Annotated in this window: 8 protein-coding genes; 7 read left to right on the top strand and 1 reads right to left on the bottom strand. The window is 71.1% G+C overall.

Annotation, left to right across the window (positions count from 1 at the left end):
* Window positions 1-23 precede the first annotated feature (23 nt).
* From E4M00_RS13695 to E4M00_RS13665, 7 genes are all read left to right on the top strand, one after another.
* Window positions 24-1,454 carry a serine/threonine-protein kinase gene (locus E4M00_RS13695; RefSeq protein ID WP_135121074.1) on the top strand — a complete coding sequence of 477 codons (1,431 nt, stop codon included), beginning with the start codon at window positions 24-26 and terminating at the stop codon, window positions 1,452-1,454.
* Between the two features lie 32 nt (window positions 1,455-1,486).
* A complete protein-coding gene (locus E4M00_RS13690; protein WP_167756901.1) occupies window positions 1,487-7,381 on the top strand; it encodes an Ig-like domain-containing protein in 5,895 nt (1,964 codons plus the stop codon).
* 20 nt (window positions 7,382-7,401) lie between these two features.
* Window positions 7,402-8,373 (top strand): AAA family ATPase, encoded by a 972-nt coding sequence (locus tag E4M00_RS13685; RefSeq protein WP_135121072.1) that lies wholly within the window; start codon window positions 7,402-7,404, stop codon window positions 8,371-8,373.
* Complete coding sequence (locus E4M00_RS13680) at window positions 8,370-9,683, top strand: DUF58 domain-containing protein (protein ID WP_240037128.1); 1,314 nt, start codon at window positions 8,370-8,372, stop codon at window positions 9,681-9,683. Before E4M00_RS13685 ends, E4M00_RS13680 begins: the two co-directional genes overlap by 4 nt.
* Window positions 9,684-9,727: 44 nt before the next feature.
* Complete coding sequence (locus E4M00_RS13675) at window positions 9,728-11,992, top strand: transglutaminaseTgpA domain-containing protein (RefSeq protein ID WP_135121071.1); 2,265 nt, start codon at window positions 9,728-9,730, stop codon at window positions 11,990-11,992.
* Window positions 11,989-12,663, top strand: coding sequence for an FHA domain-containing protein (locus tag E4M00_RS13670; RefSeq protein WP_135121070.1), 675 nt, complete (start codon window positions 11,989-11,991; stop codon window positions 12,661-12,663). Before E4M00_RS13675 ends, E4M00_RS13670 begins: the two co-directional genes overlap by 4 nt.
* 89 nt (window positions 12,664-12,752) lie before the next feature.
* Window positions 12,753-15,713 carry an FtsK/SpoIIIE domain-containing protein gene (locus tag E4M00_RS13665; RefSeq protein WP_135121069.1) on the top strand — a complete coding sequence of 987 codons (2,961 nt, stop codon included), beginning with the start codon at window positions 12,753-12,755 and terminating at the stop codon, window positions 15,711-15,713.
* A gap of 75 nt (window positions 15,714-15,788) precedes the next feature.
* Here the strand turns inward: E4M00_RS13665 and ald are convergent, their stop codons facing one another.
* A complete protein-coding gene (gene ald, locus E4M00_RS13660; RefSeq protein WP_135121068.1) occupies window positions 15,789-16,904 on the bottom strand; it encodes an alanine dehydrogenase in 1,116 nt (371 codons plus the stop codon).
* Window positions 16,905-17,001 lie beyond the last annotated feature (97 nt).

Below are 17,001 nucleotides of genomic sequence, written 5' to 3'. Positions count from 1 at the left end.
GGGCACGGAGGAAGGGGGCCACTATGACACGACGCCTTCCGTCAACGCCCCCCACGCTTCCCGGCTTCTCCTACGTGCATGTGCTCGGTTCCGGCGGTTTCGCCGACGTGTTCCTGTACGAGCAGTCGATGCCGCGCAGACAGGTCGCAGTGAAGGTGCTGCTGAGCGAGGTCGTGAACGACCAGGTGCGGCAGATGTTCCAGGCCGAGGCCAACCTCATGGCCCAGCTGAGTTCGCATCCGTCGATCCTCACGGTGTACCAGGCCAGCGTCTCCAGCGACGGCCGTCCCTACCTCGTCATGGAGTACTGCTCGGCCACGCTCACGACGCGCTACCGTGCCGACCCGCTCCCCGTTCCCGAGGTGCTGTCGATCGGGGTGAAGATCGCAAGCGCCGTCGAGACGGCTCACCGCGCCGGCGTGCTCCACCGGGACATCAAGCCGTCGAACATCCTGATGACCGCCTACGGGCATCCCGTGCTGTCCGACTTCGGCATCGCGGCGACGCTCGGCGAGGCCGAGACGACCGAGGCCGTCGGGCTCTCGATCCCGTGGTCCGCCCCGGAGGTCCTGCAGGACGACGTGTCGGGGACCGTCGCGTCCGAGGTGTGGTCGCTGGGCGCGACCCTGTACTCGCTCCTCGCCGGACGGTCGCCGTTCGAGGTTCCCGGCACCGAGAACACCGCCGCCGAGCTGATGGCCCGCATCACGAAGGCCCGCTATGAGCCGATCGGACGAGCCGACGTTCCCGAACGACTCGAACTCACGTTGTCGCGGGCGATGTCGCGGCGCCCGGAGAACCGTCAGCGCAGCGTGCTCGAGTTCATCCGCGAACTGCAGGCCGTCGAGGCCGAACTCGACCTGCCGCAGACCGCCATCGAGGTGGCGATGGACGACTGGGCCATCGCGACGGCGGTCGACATGGAGGAGCGCACCCGCATCAGCGGGGCGAACGTGATCGCCGCCGGAGCCGGCAGGCGCACCCGCAAGCAATCGGTGAGTCGCACCATGACCGCGACGCCGACCTCGATCGGGCGGAGCGGCAGCACCAGCGGCGACACACCGGGCAAGGCCGCCGCCGAGCGCAGGAGCCGCAGGTTGGTCTGGGCGATGCTCGCCATCTCGGTCGTGGTGCTCGGCCTCGCCGTCACGGCCACCATCGCCATCGTGCGCTCGACGTCGTCCGACATCCCGACGGTGAGCAACATCGCCGGTCAGGCATCCGACCGCACCGTCGACTTCTCCTGGGAGGACCCGGGCCTGCGCACGGGCGACAGCTACCTCGTCACCGTCACCGGCGGCGAGTCCAGCGCTCAGAGCGGCACGAGCTTCAGTGCCGATGCCGCAGCCGGAGCAGACCAGGTCTGCATCACCGTCACCGTCAGCCGGGAGGGTCGCACGGGCTCGCCGAGTTCGGAGAAGTGCGTGGCGGTCGAGGCGGTCGATTCGCCATGATCCGATCGTGGCTGGGCGCACACCGTTCCGGGGTGATCGCGGCGACCAGCGGGACCGTCGTCACGGCCCTCATCACGACGGTCGCGATCATGTCCGGCGGGTACTCCGCCCAGCGCATCGACCTGGGTGACGGGTCGGTCTGGGTCAGCAACAGTTCCGATGAGGTCGTCGGGCGGGCCAACACGCAGGTGTTCGAGCTCGACACGGTCATCGGAGCGGCGAACCGCGACATCGACGTCGTGCAGTCGGGCACCACGGTGCTGGTCACCGATCGGCGCACCAGTGCCGTCGACATCATCGACCCGGCCACGAGCACGGTCGCCGAGACGGTCCCGCTCCCGCCGGCCGAGGACTCCGAGGTGCGGATCGCCGGCGACGACGTCGTGATCTCGGCAGGAGGCGATGTCTGGACCGAGCCCGTCCGCGATCTCGACGACTTCGACGCGTCGTCCGAGCCCGAGCTCTCCCTGGGGCCAGGCACCGTGACGAGCGTCGACGACTCCGGTCGCATGACGGCGTTCACTCCGGCCACGGGAACGCTGTCCGTCGTCGACACGGCGAGCGGCACCGTCGTGCAGTCCGAGCTGCTGTCGGGCATCGACGCCGAGGCCGACGTCGCCGTCACGAGTGTCGGCGGCGCGTGGGCCGTTCTCGACCGCTCGTCGCGGTCCATCGTCCTGGCGACGGGGACGATCGATCTGGCGCCCTACATGGCCAGCGGCAGCGAGGCTCAGTTGCAGCAGGCATCGAGCGCGGGAACCTCCATCCTGCTCGCCCACCGGGGTGGCCTGCTGTCCATCCCGATCAGCAGCGGGAATCCGTCGTCGCTCGTCACCGACAGGGCCGGAGCACCGAGTGTTCCGATCGTGGCGGGCGGATGCAGCTACGCGGCCTGGTCCGATGCCATCGCCTGGAACGCCTGCGGCACGACGACGGCGCCGACCCGCGAGCTGGGCGGAGCCTCCGGCGGTCTCACCCTGCGATTCCGCGAGAACGCCGGCGTCGTCGTGCTCAACGACACGGCGTCGGGCGACACCTGGGCCGTGCAGGACGACTACAGGCTGATCGACAACTGGGACGAGCTGATCGACCAGACTCCGAAGCAGGAGACCACTGAGCAGAACGATCCCGAGATCGAGCCGGAGTTCGAGAAGAACCAGCAGAAGCCCGTCGCGGAAGACGACGAGTTCGGAGCCAGGCCGGGACGGTCGACCACCCTTCCCGTTCTGGCGAACGACTACGACCCCAACGGCGATGTCCTGACCGTGAGCGACGTCACCCAACCGTCGGATGACGCCGGACGGGTCGACATCGTGAGCAGCAACCAGCAGCTGCTGCTCACTCTGCCCGCCACGGCATCCGGGACGATGACGTTCGGGTACACGGTGACCGACGGCCGCGGGGGCCGGGCCGAGGCCATCGTCACGGTGACCGTGCGCAGCGACGAGGAGAACTCGCCCCCGCGACAGCTCCACGACACCCGGGCGGCCGTGCCCGACAAGGGGCGCGTCTCGACCCAGGTGCTGACCGACTGGTTCGACCCCGACGGAGACGCCATGTTCCTGTCCGAGGCGATCGCCCCGGCATCCGACCGCGTCGCGTTCAAACCCGACGGCACGGTCATCTTCACCGACCTCACGGGAGGCACGCGCAAGGTGCAGGTCGGCCTGGCGGTCTCCGACGGCCGGGAGACCGGGTCGGGCACCCTCGTCGTCAAGGTCATGCCGGCCGGTACCGTGCCGATCATCGCCGACCCGTTCGTGGCGGCCGGCCACGTCGGCGAGAGCCTGACCGTGCTGCCGCTTCCGCACGTCCACGGCGGTACCGGCACCGTGCGGCTGGCCAGCGTGCCCGCCAAGCCCGGTGTCGACATCGTGCCCGACTTCGATGCAGGCAGCTTCCAGTTCACGTCGGAGACCGCCGGGACGTTCTACGTCGACTACGGGGTCACCGACGGGGTCGAGACGGCATCGGGCATCGTGCGCATCGATGTCACCCTCCGGCCCACGGATTCCCTCGTGCCCATCACCGTTCCGCACACCGCGTTCGTCAGGGCGCAGAGCGAGGCGACGATCGACGTGCTGGCGACCGACATCGATCCGGGAGGCGGTGTGCTCCTGCTCACCGGCGTGCTCGACCTCCCGCGCGAGAGCGGGATGCGGGTCGAGATCCTCGAGCAGCGGCTGTTGCGCATCACGCTGACACGCCCTCTCGAGAACGCGACGGCGTCGTTCGGCTACAGGGTGAGCAACGGCCTGGCCGACGCCGACGGCCGGGTGACCGTGATCGAGGTTCCGCAACCGGAGCGCAGGCAGGTGCCGATCGCGAACCCCGACACGGCATCGGTGCGGGTCGGCGACGCCATCGACATCCCCGTGCTGGCCAACGACGAACAGCCCGACGGCGATCCGCTGACCCTCGACGCCGAGATCCAGAAGCGACCGCGCGGCAGCGGCCTCGCCTTCGCGTCTGGGCAGACTCTGCGTTACCTGGCGCCTGACACCCCGGGCAACTACACGGTGGTCTACAGGGTGAACGCCCCCGACGGGCAGTTCGCGAACGGCGAGGTGACGATCTCGGTCCGCGAGATCGATCGCGCATCGAACCGGGCGCCGGTTCCGCGGGTCGTCACGGCGCGGGTGCTCGCCGGTGACACTGTGCGCATCACCGTCCCCCTCGTCGGCGTCGACCCCGACGGCGACTCCGTGCAGCTTCTGGGCGAGGACTCGAATCCGGAGAAGGGCAGTGTGACGGATGCCGGAGCCGACTGGCTCGAGTACACGTCGGGGGAGTACAGCACCGGCACCGACACCTTCACCTACTCCGTCATCGACTCCCTCGGAGCCAGGGCGACGGGCCCGGTGCGTGTCGGCATCAGCGCCAGGCTCGACGGCTCGCGCAACCCCATCGCGGTTCCCGATGTCGTCGCGGCCAGGCCGGGATCGACGGTCCTGGTCCGGGTCCTCGCCAATGACTCCGATCCCGACGGCGGCGCCCTGGCCGTGACGGCGGTCGAGCCGAACTCGACGAATGCCGCAGCCACGGCGAGCATCGACGACGACATCGTCGAGGTGAACGTCCCAGCCGATCCCGGCAGCTACGGCTTCGTCTACTCGATCGAGAACCCGCGCGGAGGGACGAGCTCGACCTTCCTCACTGTGCAGGCGCGCACGGATGCCCCGCTGTCGCGTCCGATCGCGCGCGACACCGTGCTCACCCTCTCCGACGTGCTCGGTCACGAGACCATCGACGTCGACGTCCTCGCGAACGTGTTCTTCGCAGACGGCCCGGCCACGGACCTCACCCTGCGGGTGCTCCCCGGCTTCGGCTCGTCGGCGGCGGTGACGAGGTCGGAGCGGGTGCGGGTGGAGGTCGGCACCAGGAGCCAGATCATCCCGTTCTCCGTCACGCATCCCGACGACCCGACCATCACCGCCTACGCCTTCATCTGGGTCCCCGGCTACGGCGACGCCCTGCCGCAGCTGAAGCGCACGGCACCGCGGATCGAGGTCGACAGTGGAGCATCCGTCACCATCGACATCGAGGACTACGTCGTGGCCGTCGACGGACGCCAGGTGCGGTTGACCGACTCGGGAACCGTGCGGGCCACCCACGCCGACGGCTCCGAACTGGTCGTCGACGACGACACGATCCGGTTCCGCAGCGCCGAGAAGTACTTCGGACCCGCCTCGGTCTCGTTCGAGGTGACGGATGCCGTCGCCGGCGATGACGACAAGACTCGCGTCGCGACGATCGTGCTGCCGATCACGGTGGTGCCCCGGGAGAACCAGCCGCCCTCGTTCGCCGGGGGCACGATCGAGTTCGAGCCCGGACAGTCCAAGACGATCCGCCTGACCGGCCTCACGAGCTACCCCTACCCCGACGATCTCGACGAGTTGCGCTATTCGGTCGAGGACCCCGCCCCCGTCGGCTTCGCCACCCCCTCCATCGACGGCGACGAGCTGACACTGCGTGCCGACAGGGGCGCCGACACCGGCAGCGAGACCTCGGTCACCATATCCGTCAGGGATGACGTGAACGACGGAAGCTCCGGCCGCATCGTGCTGCGCGTCGTGCCGTCCACCCTTCCGATCGCCGTTCCCGCGGCCGACACCGCCGTCGCTCCGCGCGGCACGACGACGACGGTCGACGTGCTGAAGAACGACGAGGCGACGAACCCGTTCCCCGACACTCCGCTCCGCGTACTCAGGGTCTCCGGTCTCGACTCGTCGACGCTGCCCGACGGCGTCACGATCGTGCCGAGCGCCGACAAGTCCTCCCTGCAGGTGAGCGTCAGCGAGCAGGCGGCGCCCGTGGACACGAACCTGCAGTACCAGATCGCCGACGCGACGGACGATCCGTCACGCTACGCGTGGGGAACCATCCGCATCTCCGTGCAGGATCGGCCCGACCCGGTGACCGGCCTCTCCGTGACGAGCTTCGGCGACGGGGTGCTCACGACGACCTTCACTGCGGCCGGATTCAACAACTCGGCGATCAGCGGCTACGACGTGTCGCTGCTGAGCGCCGCGACCGGCGACGTCGTGTCGTCGACCGCGTGCGCGGCCACGACCTGCACGCTGGCGACACCGGGCAACGGCGAGGCGAACGCCGTGCGGGTGCGGGTGACGGCCCGGAACGGCATCGGCTCCTCCGACGCCGCCGAGACCTCGACGGCCGTCTGGTCGGACGTCGTCCCGCCGGCACCGACGGGCCTGACGGCCGCGCCGCTCGACGGCGGCCTGCGCATCGGCTGGGACGCCGTCGGAGTTCCCGGCGGCGGCACGGCCGTCGGCAGCTATGTCGTCGCCGTAGGCGGAGTGGAACTCGGCGAGCTCGCCGCCGCCGACATCTGCTCGGCAGGGCGCTGCAGCATCGACCAGGGCGGCCTCTCCAACGGCAGCACGGTCGCGTTCACCGTGAGTGCGCGCAACGGCGCCTACCCGGCACTGTCGAGCTGGACCAGCGCATCGGGTGCCGGCGTGCCGTTCGGCGCCCCGATGGCGGTATCCGTCGACGTGGTGTCCGACGCGGGCTCGGGCGCCGTCTCGGTGACCTGGGCGCCGTTCGCGGCGAACGGCGACGCGATCCAGGGCTACTACGTGCAGCGTCTCGCCGACACGGCGCCGGGCGCTGCCCTGCCCGAGGTGCCGACAGGCTCGGCGGGGTGCTCGGTCAGCTCTCCGGCGCCCGGCACGGTCTCTCCGCCGCGTGGGGCCGTCCAGGCGCTGCCGGCCGATGCCGGTTCTGCGCGCTTCGAGGGCCTGACGGCCGACGACACGAGCTACAACTTCGTGGTGTGGGGCTACAACAGGGCCGGCTGCGCCGCGACAGCGGTGGCGGGCTCGGTGGTACGCCCCGGACCGGGAGCCATCTCCTCGATCGACGCGTCGGTCGAGCCGTTCGAGTACACCCAGGATCTGGTCATCCGCGGTGTCGGCGCCGGTTCCAGCACCAGCACGTTCCAGATCCGCCTGGTGGATGCCGCGGGCGAGCCTGTCACGGCGGCGCAGGACTTCTCGGGCCGAGGCGTCCCGCGCAGGCTGTTCGACCGTTCCTATGGAGAGACCCTGCGCTTCCAGGTGCGCGGATGCTCGGCGTGGGGGACCTGCGGCCCGTGGTCGGGCGTCGCCCCCTCCGACGCCCAGCCCTCGTTGACCTGGGAACTCCCCGGACGGGATTACGCGCGGCCCGACGCCGAGAACGGCGGAACCGACGGTACCTGGTCGTGGACGAACGACCCGGCGAACGGCGACGGCCATCCGGCGAGCTACAGGTGCGGCGTCGACGCTGACGGCGCCGAGTGGTTCGCGGCGGATTCCCCGACCACGTGTCGGATTCCCGGCCTGGACCCGGCCGCGGATCCGCCCGTCCCCGTAAGGTTGGAGATCACCATCGACGGCCTGACCAGGACGTATTCCCAGTGACGACGGAGCGAGGACCAGCTGTGACCATGACCCCGGATGCCGCGGCCGCATTCGCCGAGACCTTCGGCCGTCTGGTATCCGGCGTCGAGCAGGTGCTGCTCGGCAAGACCCACGTCATCAGGCTGGCCTTCACGGCGCTGTTCAGCGAGGGCCACCTGCTGCTGGAGGACGTGCCCGGCACCGGCAAGACCTCGCTCGCGCGGGCGATGGCACAGAGCGTCGACGGCACGAGTTCGCGGGTGCAGTTCACCCCCGACCTGCTCCCGGGCGACATCACGGGTGTCAGCGTCTACGACCAGAGGTCGGGTGCGTTCGAGTTCCACCGCGGCCCCGTGTTCGCCAACGTCGTGCTGGCCGACGAGATCAACCGAGCCAGCCCGAAGACCCAGTCGGCTCTCCTCGAGGTGATGGAGGAGGGCCAGATCACCATCGACGGCATCACGCACGTCCTCGACCAGCCGTTCATGGTCATCGCGACGCAGAACCCGGTCGAGCAGGCCGGAACCTATCGCCTGCCCGAGGCGCAACTCGATCGCTTCATCATGCGCGCCTCGATCGGCTATCCGGACCACGCGTCGACACTGCGCATCCTCGAGGGCGCAGACCAGCGGGCGCACGACGTCGTCGTGCCGCCCGTCGTGTCCGCGACGACGATCATCGAGATGGCATCGGCCGTGCGCACGGTCCATGTCGATCCGAGCATCAATGACTACATCTCGCGGATCGCCCAGGCCACCCGGCATGCCCAGGAGGTGCGTCTCGGCGTGAGCGTGCGCGGTGCGCTCGCCCTCCTCCGCAGCGCGAAGACCCTCGCCGCCGCGAACGGCAGGCACTACGTGGTCCCCGACGACGTGAAGTCCCTCGCCGAATCGGTTCTCGCCCACCGCCTCATCCTCGACCCGGAGGCCGAGTTCGACGGTGTCAGCGCCTCGAACGTGATCTCCCAGCTGCTCATCGAGACGCCGCCGCCGAGCGACAGGCTCGCCGTGTGAGCCAGTCCGCCGAACCGCGGGGGACCGCACCACGGGAGGGCAGGCTCGCCGAGACGGTCACAGCCGTCGTCGCAGCACTGGCCGCGATTCGACGCGGAGTCTCAGCGTCCTGGCGTGCCCTCGTCTCGACGATGACCGTCTTCGGCTGGAGTGTCGTGATCGCCGTGATCGTCGGGTTCGTCGGCGGCTACCTGCTCGGCTGGGCCGAGTTCGTCGCGCTGGCCTGGGCCGGGACGGTGCTTCTCGCCCTCTCGGCGCTCTACCTCGTGGGCCGCAACTCCTTCCGCATCGGGCTGGCCCTGCCGCTTCGGCGGGTCGTCGTCGGCGAGAAGGCCCCCGGCGAGGTCCTGGTGTTCAACCCGACCCGCAGGCATCTCGCCGGGGTCGGGGTCGAAGTGCCGATCGGCGACGGTCTGGCCGAGTTCCACATCCCCGGGATCCCGCGGGGAGCAGAGGCCAGCGAGATCTTCCTGGTGGCGGCAGAGCGCCGCGGGGTCATCCCCGTCGGGCCCGTGCGCACCATCCGCGGTGATCCACTCGGCCTGTTCCGGCGGGAGCTCACCTGGGCCGAGCGCACAGAACTCTACGTGCATCCGCGCACCATCGCCATCCCCGCGATCTCGACCGGGTTCGTGCGGGACCTGGAGGGAGCCGCGACCCGCACCATCACCTCGAGCGACGTCTCCTTCCACGCCCTGCGCGAGTACACGCCGGGAGACGACAGACGCTTCATCCACTGGCGCAGTTCGGCGAAGACGGGCGTCTACATGGTGCGCCAGTTCGAGGAGACCCGGCGCAGTCACATCATGGTGGTCCTCGGCCTCGCCGAATCCGACTACGCCGACGACGAGGAGTTCGAGCTGGCCGTGAGCGCGGCCGGCTCCCTCGGGGTGCACGCCATCCGCGACGCGCGTTCGGTCTCGGTCATCGCCAGCGGAGACAGGGCCGCAGCCTCCACGCGGCTCGACCCCGCCTCCAGGGCGCTGCGCACGTCGAGCCGCATCCGCCTGCTCGACGACCTGACCGTCGTGCAGCGATCCCCGGGCGCGACGAACATCGTCGCGCTCACCCGCGTTGCAGGCGAGAGGGCTGCCGACGCGTCGGTCGCCTTCCTCATCACGGGGTCGGCGACCACCGTCGCCCAGCTGAGACAGGCCGCGGCCGGGCTGCCGTCCGGCGTCGACGTCATCGCCGTGATCTGCGAACCCGGTGCTCTGCCTGCGATGCGCCGGGTCGCCGAACTCACCGTGCTGAGCATCGGATACCTCGACGACCTCCAGAAGTCGCTCGCCAGGGCGGCGGTGGTGTGATGGCGGCATCCGCGGGGCCTCGTCCTCCAGTCAAGCTCGTCGTGGTGAACGCGCTCATGCTGCTCGCCGCCACGGGGGTGGCGATGGCGACGCTGTGGCCCGTCTACCAGAGCGCGGCCTTCATCGTCGCCGTCGCGATCTCGGCGCTGGTCGGCTGCCTCGTCGGCACCCTCGGCGCCGTCCTGCGGTGGTCGTCCCTGATCGTGCTCCTGGTCGCGGTCGGCGCCTTCCTGGTGATCGGCGTGCCCCTGGGCGTCCCGTCCCAGGCACTGTTCTGGGTGCTGCCGTCGTGGCAGGGACTGATCGACCTGCTCGCGGGAACAGCACTCAGCTGGAAGCAGCTGCTCACGATCGTGACGCCCGTCGGCTCCTACCAGGCGCTGCTCGTACCCGTGGTGGTGATCGTGCTGGCGACCACGACCGTCGGAATGTCCGTGGCCCTGCGAGCCCGACGGGGAGAGTTCGCCGTGCTCGCCCCTCTCGGCCTCTTCGTCCTGGCGATCCTGCTCGGTCCGACCACGGCGCTCGCACCGGTGGAGACGGCCCTCCTCCTCGGCATCGTGCTGGTGTTCTGGGCGGCGTGGGTGCACCGCCGCCGCCGCGCCGAGGCCATCGCGCGGGTGACCCAGGGCGGATCCGGCGTGCGGGAGAGCGCCGCCCGACGGAGGATCGCGGTGACCCGCACCGTCCTGAGCTCTGCGGTGATCGTCGCCGTCGCCGTCGCCGGTGGCACTCTCGCCGCCGTCGCCTACCCGGCTGCGGCAGCGCGGGAGGTGCCCCGACGTCACACCGAGCAGCCCTTCGACCCTCGCGACTACCCGAGTCCGCTCGCCGCCTTCAGGAGCTTCCTCGAAGCGGATGCCGCCTCCAGCACGATGCTCACCGTCTCGGGGCTGCCGCCGGGCGGCCTCATCCGCATCGCCGCGCTCGACAGCTACGACGGGATCGTCTACTCGGTGGGCAGCGACACCGTGGCCAGTGCTTCAGGCTCCTTCACCCGGCTTCCGTTCCGCATCGACCAGAGTGCCGTGGAGGGGGAGCCCGTCTCCATCGACGTGACCGTCGGCGACTACACGGGCGTCTGGGTGCCGGGCGTCGGCAAGCTCGAGAGCATCAGGTTCACCTCGGACCGGGCGGGCAGGCTCACCGACTCGTTCTACTACAACGACAACGCCGCGACCGGAGCCGTGCTCGGCGGGCTCGAGGACGGCGATGAGTATCGGGCGGACGCCGTGGTCCCCCCAGCCCCGGCCGACCTCACGACGCTCCAGCCCGGCACGGCTGTGCTCCCTCCGCTCCCGGCCGACATCGAGGGCCTCGCGCCCCTGCTCTCGGACTGGGTCGACGAGACCGCCGACCCGGGCACGCAGCTCGCCCAGATGCTCGAGGGCATTCGTCGCGACGGCTACGTGAGCCACGGACTGGAGGGCGAGCCGCCGAGCCGCTCCGGTCACTCGGCCGACAGGCTCACGCAGCTGGCGACCGAGATCCCGATGCTGGGCGACGGGGAGCAGTACGCCGCAGCCGCAGCAGTGATGGCACGCATGCTCGGCTTCCCCGCCAGGGCCGTGATCGGCTTCGCCCCCAGCATCACGTCCACGACCGGGTCCGTCGCCGTCACGGGCGACGACATCGCCGCGTGGATCGAGGTGCAGGACTCGACGGGTTCGTGGGTGAGTCTCGACCCCAATCCGGAGCCCCGCGAGGTGCCGCCCAAGGAGCAGGACGAGCCGATTCCGGTATCTCGCCCGCAGGTCGTGCTGCCGCCGCCGCTCGAACAGCCGCAGGTGTCCGAGCCGGCACCTGATCCGCAGTCGGCCCCCACCGATGTCGATCCGCCGGCCGATCCGACGCTCGCCCTCATTCTGCTGATCGGTCGGATCGCCGCGTGGACCGCTCTGGCGCTCGCCCTGCTGGTGAGTCCGTTCCTCGCCATCGTCGCCGCCAAGGTGCGTCGACGGCGGTACCGGCGCCGCGCGGGCGACCCCGTCGATCGGATCGCCGGCGGTTGGCGAGAGTTCACCGATCTCGCCGTCGACCACGGCTTCGCCCTGTCGCCCGCTGCGACCCGGTCCGAGAACGCCGCCGTGGTGGGAGGCAGCAGGCCGCTGCTGCTCGCCGGCGACGTCGACAGGGCCGTGTTCGCACCCGAGACCCCTCCGTCAGCCGACGCCGATCGCGTCTGGCACGAGGTGGACGAACTGCGCGGTACTCTCGACGCGGGACGTTCGCGCTGGCAGCGGCTGCGCGCGAAGATCTCGCTCAGATCGTTCCGCTTGCCGGGTGAAGGACGGAGACAGCACCAGTGAACTGCCTGATCTGCGGTGCCGTCCTCCCGCCGGGCGCCATGTTCTGCGGTGACTGCGGCAGTTCGACGACGGCGACTCCACGCAGCCGCACCAGGCCGGATCCCCGCCCCGGAGACACGACGATCATCGAGCCGCTGCGGCCACGAGGTGCCGCGCCCGAGGTCGTCGTCGGCCCGCCCGTGGCTCCCGTCCCCCTTCCCGTGTCGGCGGACTCCGCGTTCGCCCCCGGACCCCCCGCCTCTGCTGACAGTGCGGATGCCGGCAGTGCGGCATCCGTTCCTCCGACCCCATCCGCAGGTGCTCACGAACCAGCACCGGTGGACCCGGCACCGGCGGACCCGCCGCCCGCGACCTTCGTGCTCGTCTTCAGCACGGGGGAGCAGTGGGCCGTCTCCGGAACGGGCCTCATCGGGCGACGCCCGCTGCCGCAACCCACGGAGTACCACGACGAGATCATCGCCGTCGCCGATCGCGGACTGTCGGTCTCGAAGACGCACCTCGAGTTCGGCCAACACGACGGCGAGCTCTGGGTCTGCGACAGGTTCTCGGGCAACGGCACGATCATCCGTCGTCCGCGCGAGGCGCCGATGCGCTGCGATCCCGGGCGACGCTACCTCGTGCCGCGGGGCTCTCGCGTCGACATCGGCGAGCAGCACTTCACCGTGGCGTAGCGTCCTCCCCGCACGCCTCGAACACTCCGTCGATGCACTGATGGAGCCCTCCCCGTCCTGGGGCGGTGCCGGGGTGATTCCATCACCGGGTGACCGATTTGCACCCGTCCGACACCCTGCGGCTGCCTCCTCGCCCCACCGAGCGGGAACGAGCCCCGTTCCCCCTGCTCGCGAGCATCGCCCCCGTCGTCGTGGCCCTGGCGCTCTGGGGCGTCACCCGCTCGCCGTTCGCACTGCTGTTCGCCGTGCTCGGGCCCGTCATCGCCCTCGCGAGCCTCGCGGACGCCCTCCGCTCGGGGCGGAGATCGTCTCGACGGGCGCTGGCCGAGCACAACGCCGCCCTCGGCGAGCTGACCGAGCAGATCGCGCGGCGCCAACGGAACATCCGTCGCTCGGCCTGGCAGCGGCATCCGAGCGCCTCCGACACCTTCTTCGCCGGTGACGACGACGCTCGCCGGTGGCGCTCCGCGGCTCCTGGTTCCGTGGTGCTCGGCTGCGGAACGGTGCCCAGCCCCGACGCGATCGCCTGGGACGAGACGAGCGCGCTGCCCGACGATGCGGGTGACGCCGGATCCGACGTCGATCCGGGTGCCCTCGGCACCTCCGGTCGGCGACGCGACGCCAGCGGCTCCAGAGCCTCGGTGAGTCGCGAACGTGCTGTCGCCGTGGCGGCCTCGCGGTCCATCGACGACATGCCTGTCGCCGTCGACGTCGGTGGCGGCATCGGCGTCGTCGGGGCGGAGCCTTTGGTGCGTGCCGTGCTCCGCGGACTCCTGCTCCAGGTCGTCGATGCCGTTCCGCCGAGCAGGCTGGGCGTCGCGACGCCGGCGACGCCCGAGTGGGGCTGGGCGGCCGAGCTTCCTCACTCGCTCGCCGAGAGGGCGGACGGCGCGGCGGCGGCCGGGGTTCCGCTGCTGATCGTCGTGCAGGCATCGGATGCCGGCGTGGGGCGCGGCATCCCTCCGTCCACCGACGACGGCACGCGCGGGACCGCGCGATCCGTCGTGCTCGCCGGAGCACCCAGCATCGCCCTCCTTCCCCCGGGATGCGCCGTCATCGTCGTCGTGCGCAGCGCCGTCGACGCCGAGGTCGTGCGGTCGCCCGCCGAGCGCAGGGTGCGGCTGGTGCCCGAACTCGTCGGAGCGGAGCAGGCCGGCGCTCACGCGCGGCTGCTCGGGCTGACCGCCCGGCGTTCGGCACCGAGGGCGCTGCCGACGATGCTGCCGTTCGTGGCTCCCGAGCATCCGACGGGCCCGGGGCTCGCCGGCGTGATCGGCGTGGGCCCGACGGGTCCGCTGGTGCTCGACCTCGTGGCCGACGGCCCGCACGCCGTCGTCGGGGGAACGACGGGCAGCGGCAAGAGCGAACTGCTGGTCACCTGGATCGCCGCCATGGCCGCGGGACGGACGGCCGCGCAATTCACCTTCCTGCTCGTCGACTTCAAGGGCGGGGCGACGGGAACCATCCTCGGTGCGCTGCCGCACTGCGCCGGAGTCGTGACCGACCTCGACGCTCCGCTCGCCCGACGCGTGCTCGAGAGCCTCCTCGCCGAGATGCGGCGCAGGGAGGCCGTGCTCGCCGACGCGAAGGTGGCCGGCATCGACGGACTCCCGCCGGATCGCGCGCTCCCGCGGCTCGTCATCGTCGTCGACGAGCTCGCCGCTCTGCTCGGCGCCGAACCCGGGATGCACGCGTTGTTCAGCGACATCGCCGCCCGCGGACGCTCGCTCGGCCTGCACCTCATCCTCTGCACCCAGCGACCGGCCGGCGTCGTGCGGGAGTCGGTGCTGGCGAACTGCGCGCTGCGCATCAGCCTGCGCGTCATCGACGGCGCCGACAGTGCAGCGGTGATCGGATCGCCGGCCGCGGCACTGATCCCTGTCGCCGTGCCCGGTCGCTGCCTCATCGCGCGCCATGGCCGCCTCGACGAGGCCCAGGTCGCGACGACGACTCCAGGCGACCTGGCCGTCATCGCGCGCCGAACCGCCCGACGGGGCTCGCCCGAGCCGCAGCGCCCTTGGCTTCCGCCCCTCCCTCCGGTGCTCCAGCCTGATCATCCGGCGTTCGCCGACGCGCTGGCACGAGGCGCGGCGGCATCGCCCGGCGTCGTCATCGGCCTCCTCGACCGCCCGGAGCTCCAGACCCAGCCCGTCGCCCGCTGGTCGGGGCCCGCGCTCCTGGTGCAGGGCGGCGGGGGGTCGGGGCGTACCAGCGTGCTCGCCCGGATCGCGGCCGAGTGCCCGGGGGCGCACGTCGTTCCGGCCGACGTCGAGGGCACGTGGGACGCCCTCGACCTGGCGGAACGCGGAGAGCTGCGGATGCTGCTGCTCGACGACTGGGACGCCGTGTCGGGCCGCTGGCCGGCCGAGTACCGCCAGGCGGCCTCGGACCGCCTCGCCGACCTGCTGCACGGCGGCACCGCCCGCATCGCCGTGGCGGTTCGGCGATCAGGCGCACTCGGATCCGTCGCCGGGTTGTTCGGCAGCACGATCGTGCTGCGCAGCGACGATCGTGCTGAGCATGTGCTCGCCGGAGCCGGCGCCGACCTCTGGGATCCGGCCGCTCCTCCCGGGCGCGGGGTGTGGGAAGGAGCTCGGCTGCAGGTCCTGGCACCCGATCCGGCGGCGGAGACGCCGTCATCGCTGCTGCTGTCACCGCTGTCACCGGCCGAGCCTCCGCTGCTCGCCGTCGGTCCCGGGCCCATGCTGGCTGTGTCGTCCCGACCCGACCGGTTCGCACGGCGACTCGGCAGACTGGTGCCGGATCGGGAGATCAGGCAGCTGGAGGGCGCCTCCCGCCCCGATCTCGCCGTGCATTCGGCGGCCATGGGGCCTGTACTGGTCGGGCGACCAGACGGGTGGCAGGCGCAGCCCGCGCTGTTCGCCGCTCTGGCCGCCCGGGCGACCCTCGTGTTCGACGGCTGCAGCACGAGTGAGGTGAGGCAGCTCACGCGCGTGCGCGAGCTGCCTCCTCCACTTCGTGCCGGAGCGGGGCGCGTGTGGGTGCAGGCACCGGAGGGCGGCATCCGTCGCGCCAGGCTCGACGAGTGACTTCGCAGGCCGGACCCTGGAGCGACGGCCGCGCACAGGACCGGGCCTCGACCCGGGACCCTGTGCCCGGGCGCGTCAGGCCAGGGCGTCCGCCGGAGCGAGGGCCTCGCGGCCGTTCGCCGCAGCGACTCCGGCGTTGTAGACCTCGCCGGCGTGGATGTTGAGTCCGAGCGCCAGCGCCGGGTCGGCGAGCAGGGCGGCCTTCCAGCCGGCGTTCGCCACGGCGCGCACGTAGGGCAGCGTCGCGTTGGTGAGGGCGTAGGTGGAGGTGCGGGGCACGGCTCCCGGCATGTTCGCGACGCAGTAGAACAGCGAGCCATGCACGGTGAAGGTGGGGTCGGCGTGCGTCGTCGGGCGCGAGTCGGCGAAGCATCCGCCCTGGTCGATGGCGATGTCGACGAGCACGCTGCCCGGGCGCATCCGGGACACCAGCTCGTTGCTGACCAGCTTGGGCGCCTTCGCCCCGGGCAGGAGCACCGAGCCGATCACGAGGTCGGCTTCGACGACGGCCTTGTCGATCTCGAAGCTGTTCGACGCGATGGTGCGGATGCGGCCGCCGTAGAGGGCGTCGAGTTCGCGCAGCCGGAACAGGTTGGTGTCGAGGACGGTGACCTCGGCTCCGAGGCCCATCGCGATCTGCAGGGCGTTGGTGCCGGCGACGCCGCCACCGAGGATGGTGACGCGTGCCGGGGCGGTGCCGGGAACGCCGGGCACCAGCAGCCCGGGGCCGCCGTTCGGCTTCAGCATCGCGTTCGCGCCGACGATGGGGGCGAGCCGGCCGGCCACCTCGCTCATCGGGGCGAGCAGCGGGAGCTGACGGCCGGGCAGCTGAACGGTCTCGTAGGCGATCGCCGTGACGCCGCTCGAGAGCAGCGCCTCGGTCAGCTCGGGCTCGGCGGCCAGGTGCAGGTATGTGAAGAGCACGAGTCCGTCGCGGAAGTACTGGTACTCGCTCTCGATCGGCTCCTTCACCTTCAGCAGCAGCTCGGCGATGGCCCACGTGCTCGCGGCGTCGGGGAGGAGCTGGGCTCCGGCGGCGCTGTACTCCTCGTCGGGGACGGAGGAACCTGCGCCGGCACCGCTCTGGATGAACACCTCGTGGCCGTGCGCGACGAGGTCGTGCACACCGGCCGGGGTGATGGCGACCCGGAACTCGTTGTTCTTGATCTCTGTGGGGACTGCGACTCTCATACCGCTCCTTCGTTGACGGGACGCCCTTGTCCCGCCGATCAGCCTACCCAGCGACACGCGCGCCGAACTATCGGAAACATGCTTTTAACCTCCCTGC

Source organism: Orlajensenia leifsoniae, assembly GCF_004570845.1.
GTDB lineage: Bacteria > Actinomycetota > Actinomycetes > Actinomycetales > Microbacteriaceae > Orlajensenia > Orlajensenia leifsoniae.
Note: the sequence above shows the minus strand (reverse complement) of the source record. Positions and strands in the feature narration are given on the sequence as shown.

Excerpts from the sequence above, each read along its gene's own strand:
- E4M00_RS13695 (WP_135121074.1), top strand. The coding sequence starts at position 24 with ATGACACGACGCCTTCCGTCAACGCCCCCCACGCTTCCCGGCTTCTCC.
- ald (WP_135121068.1), bottom strand. The coding sequence starts at position 16,904 with ATGAGAGTCGCAGTCCCCACAGAGATCAAGAACAACGAGTTCCGGGTC.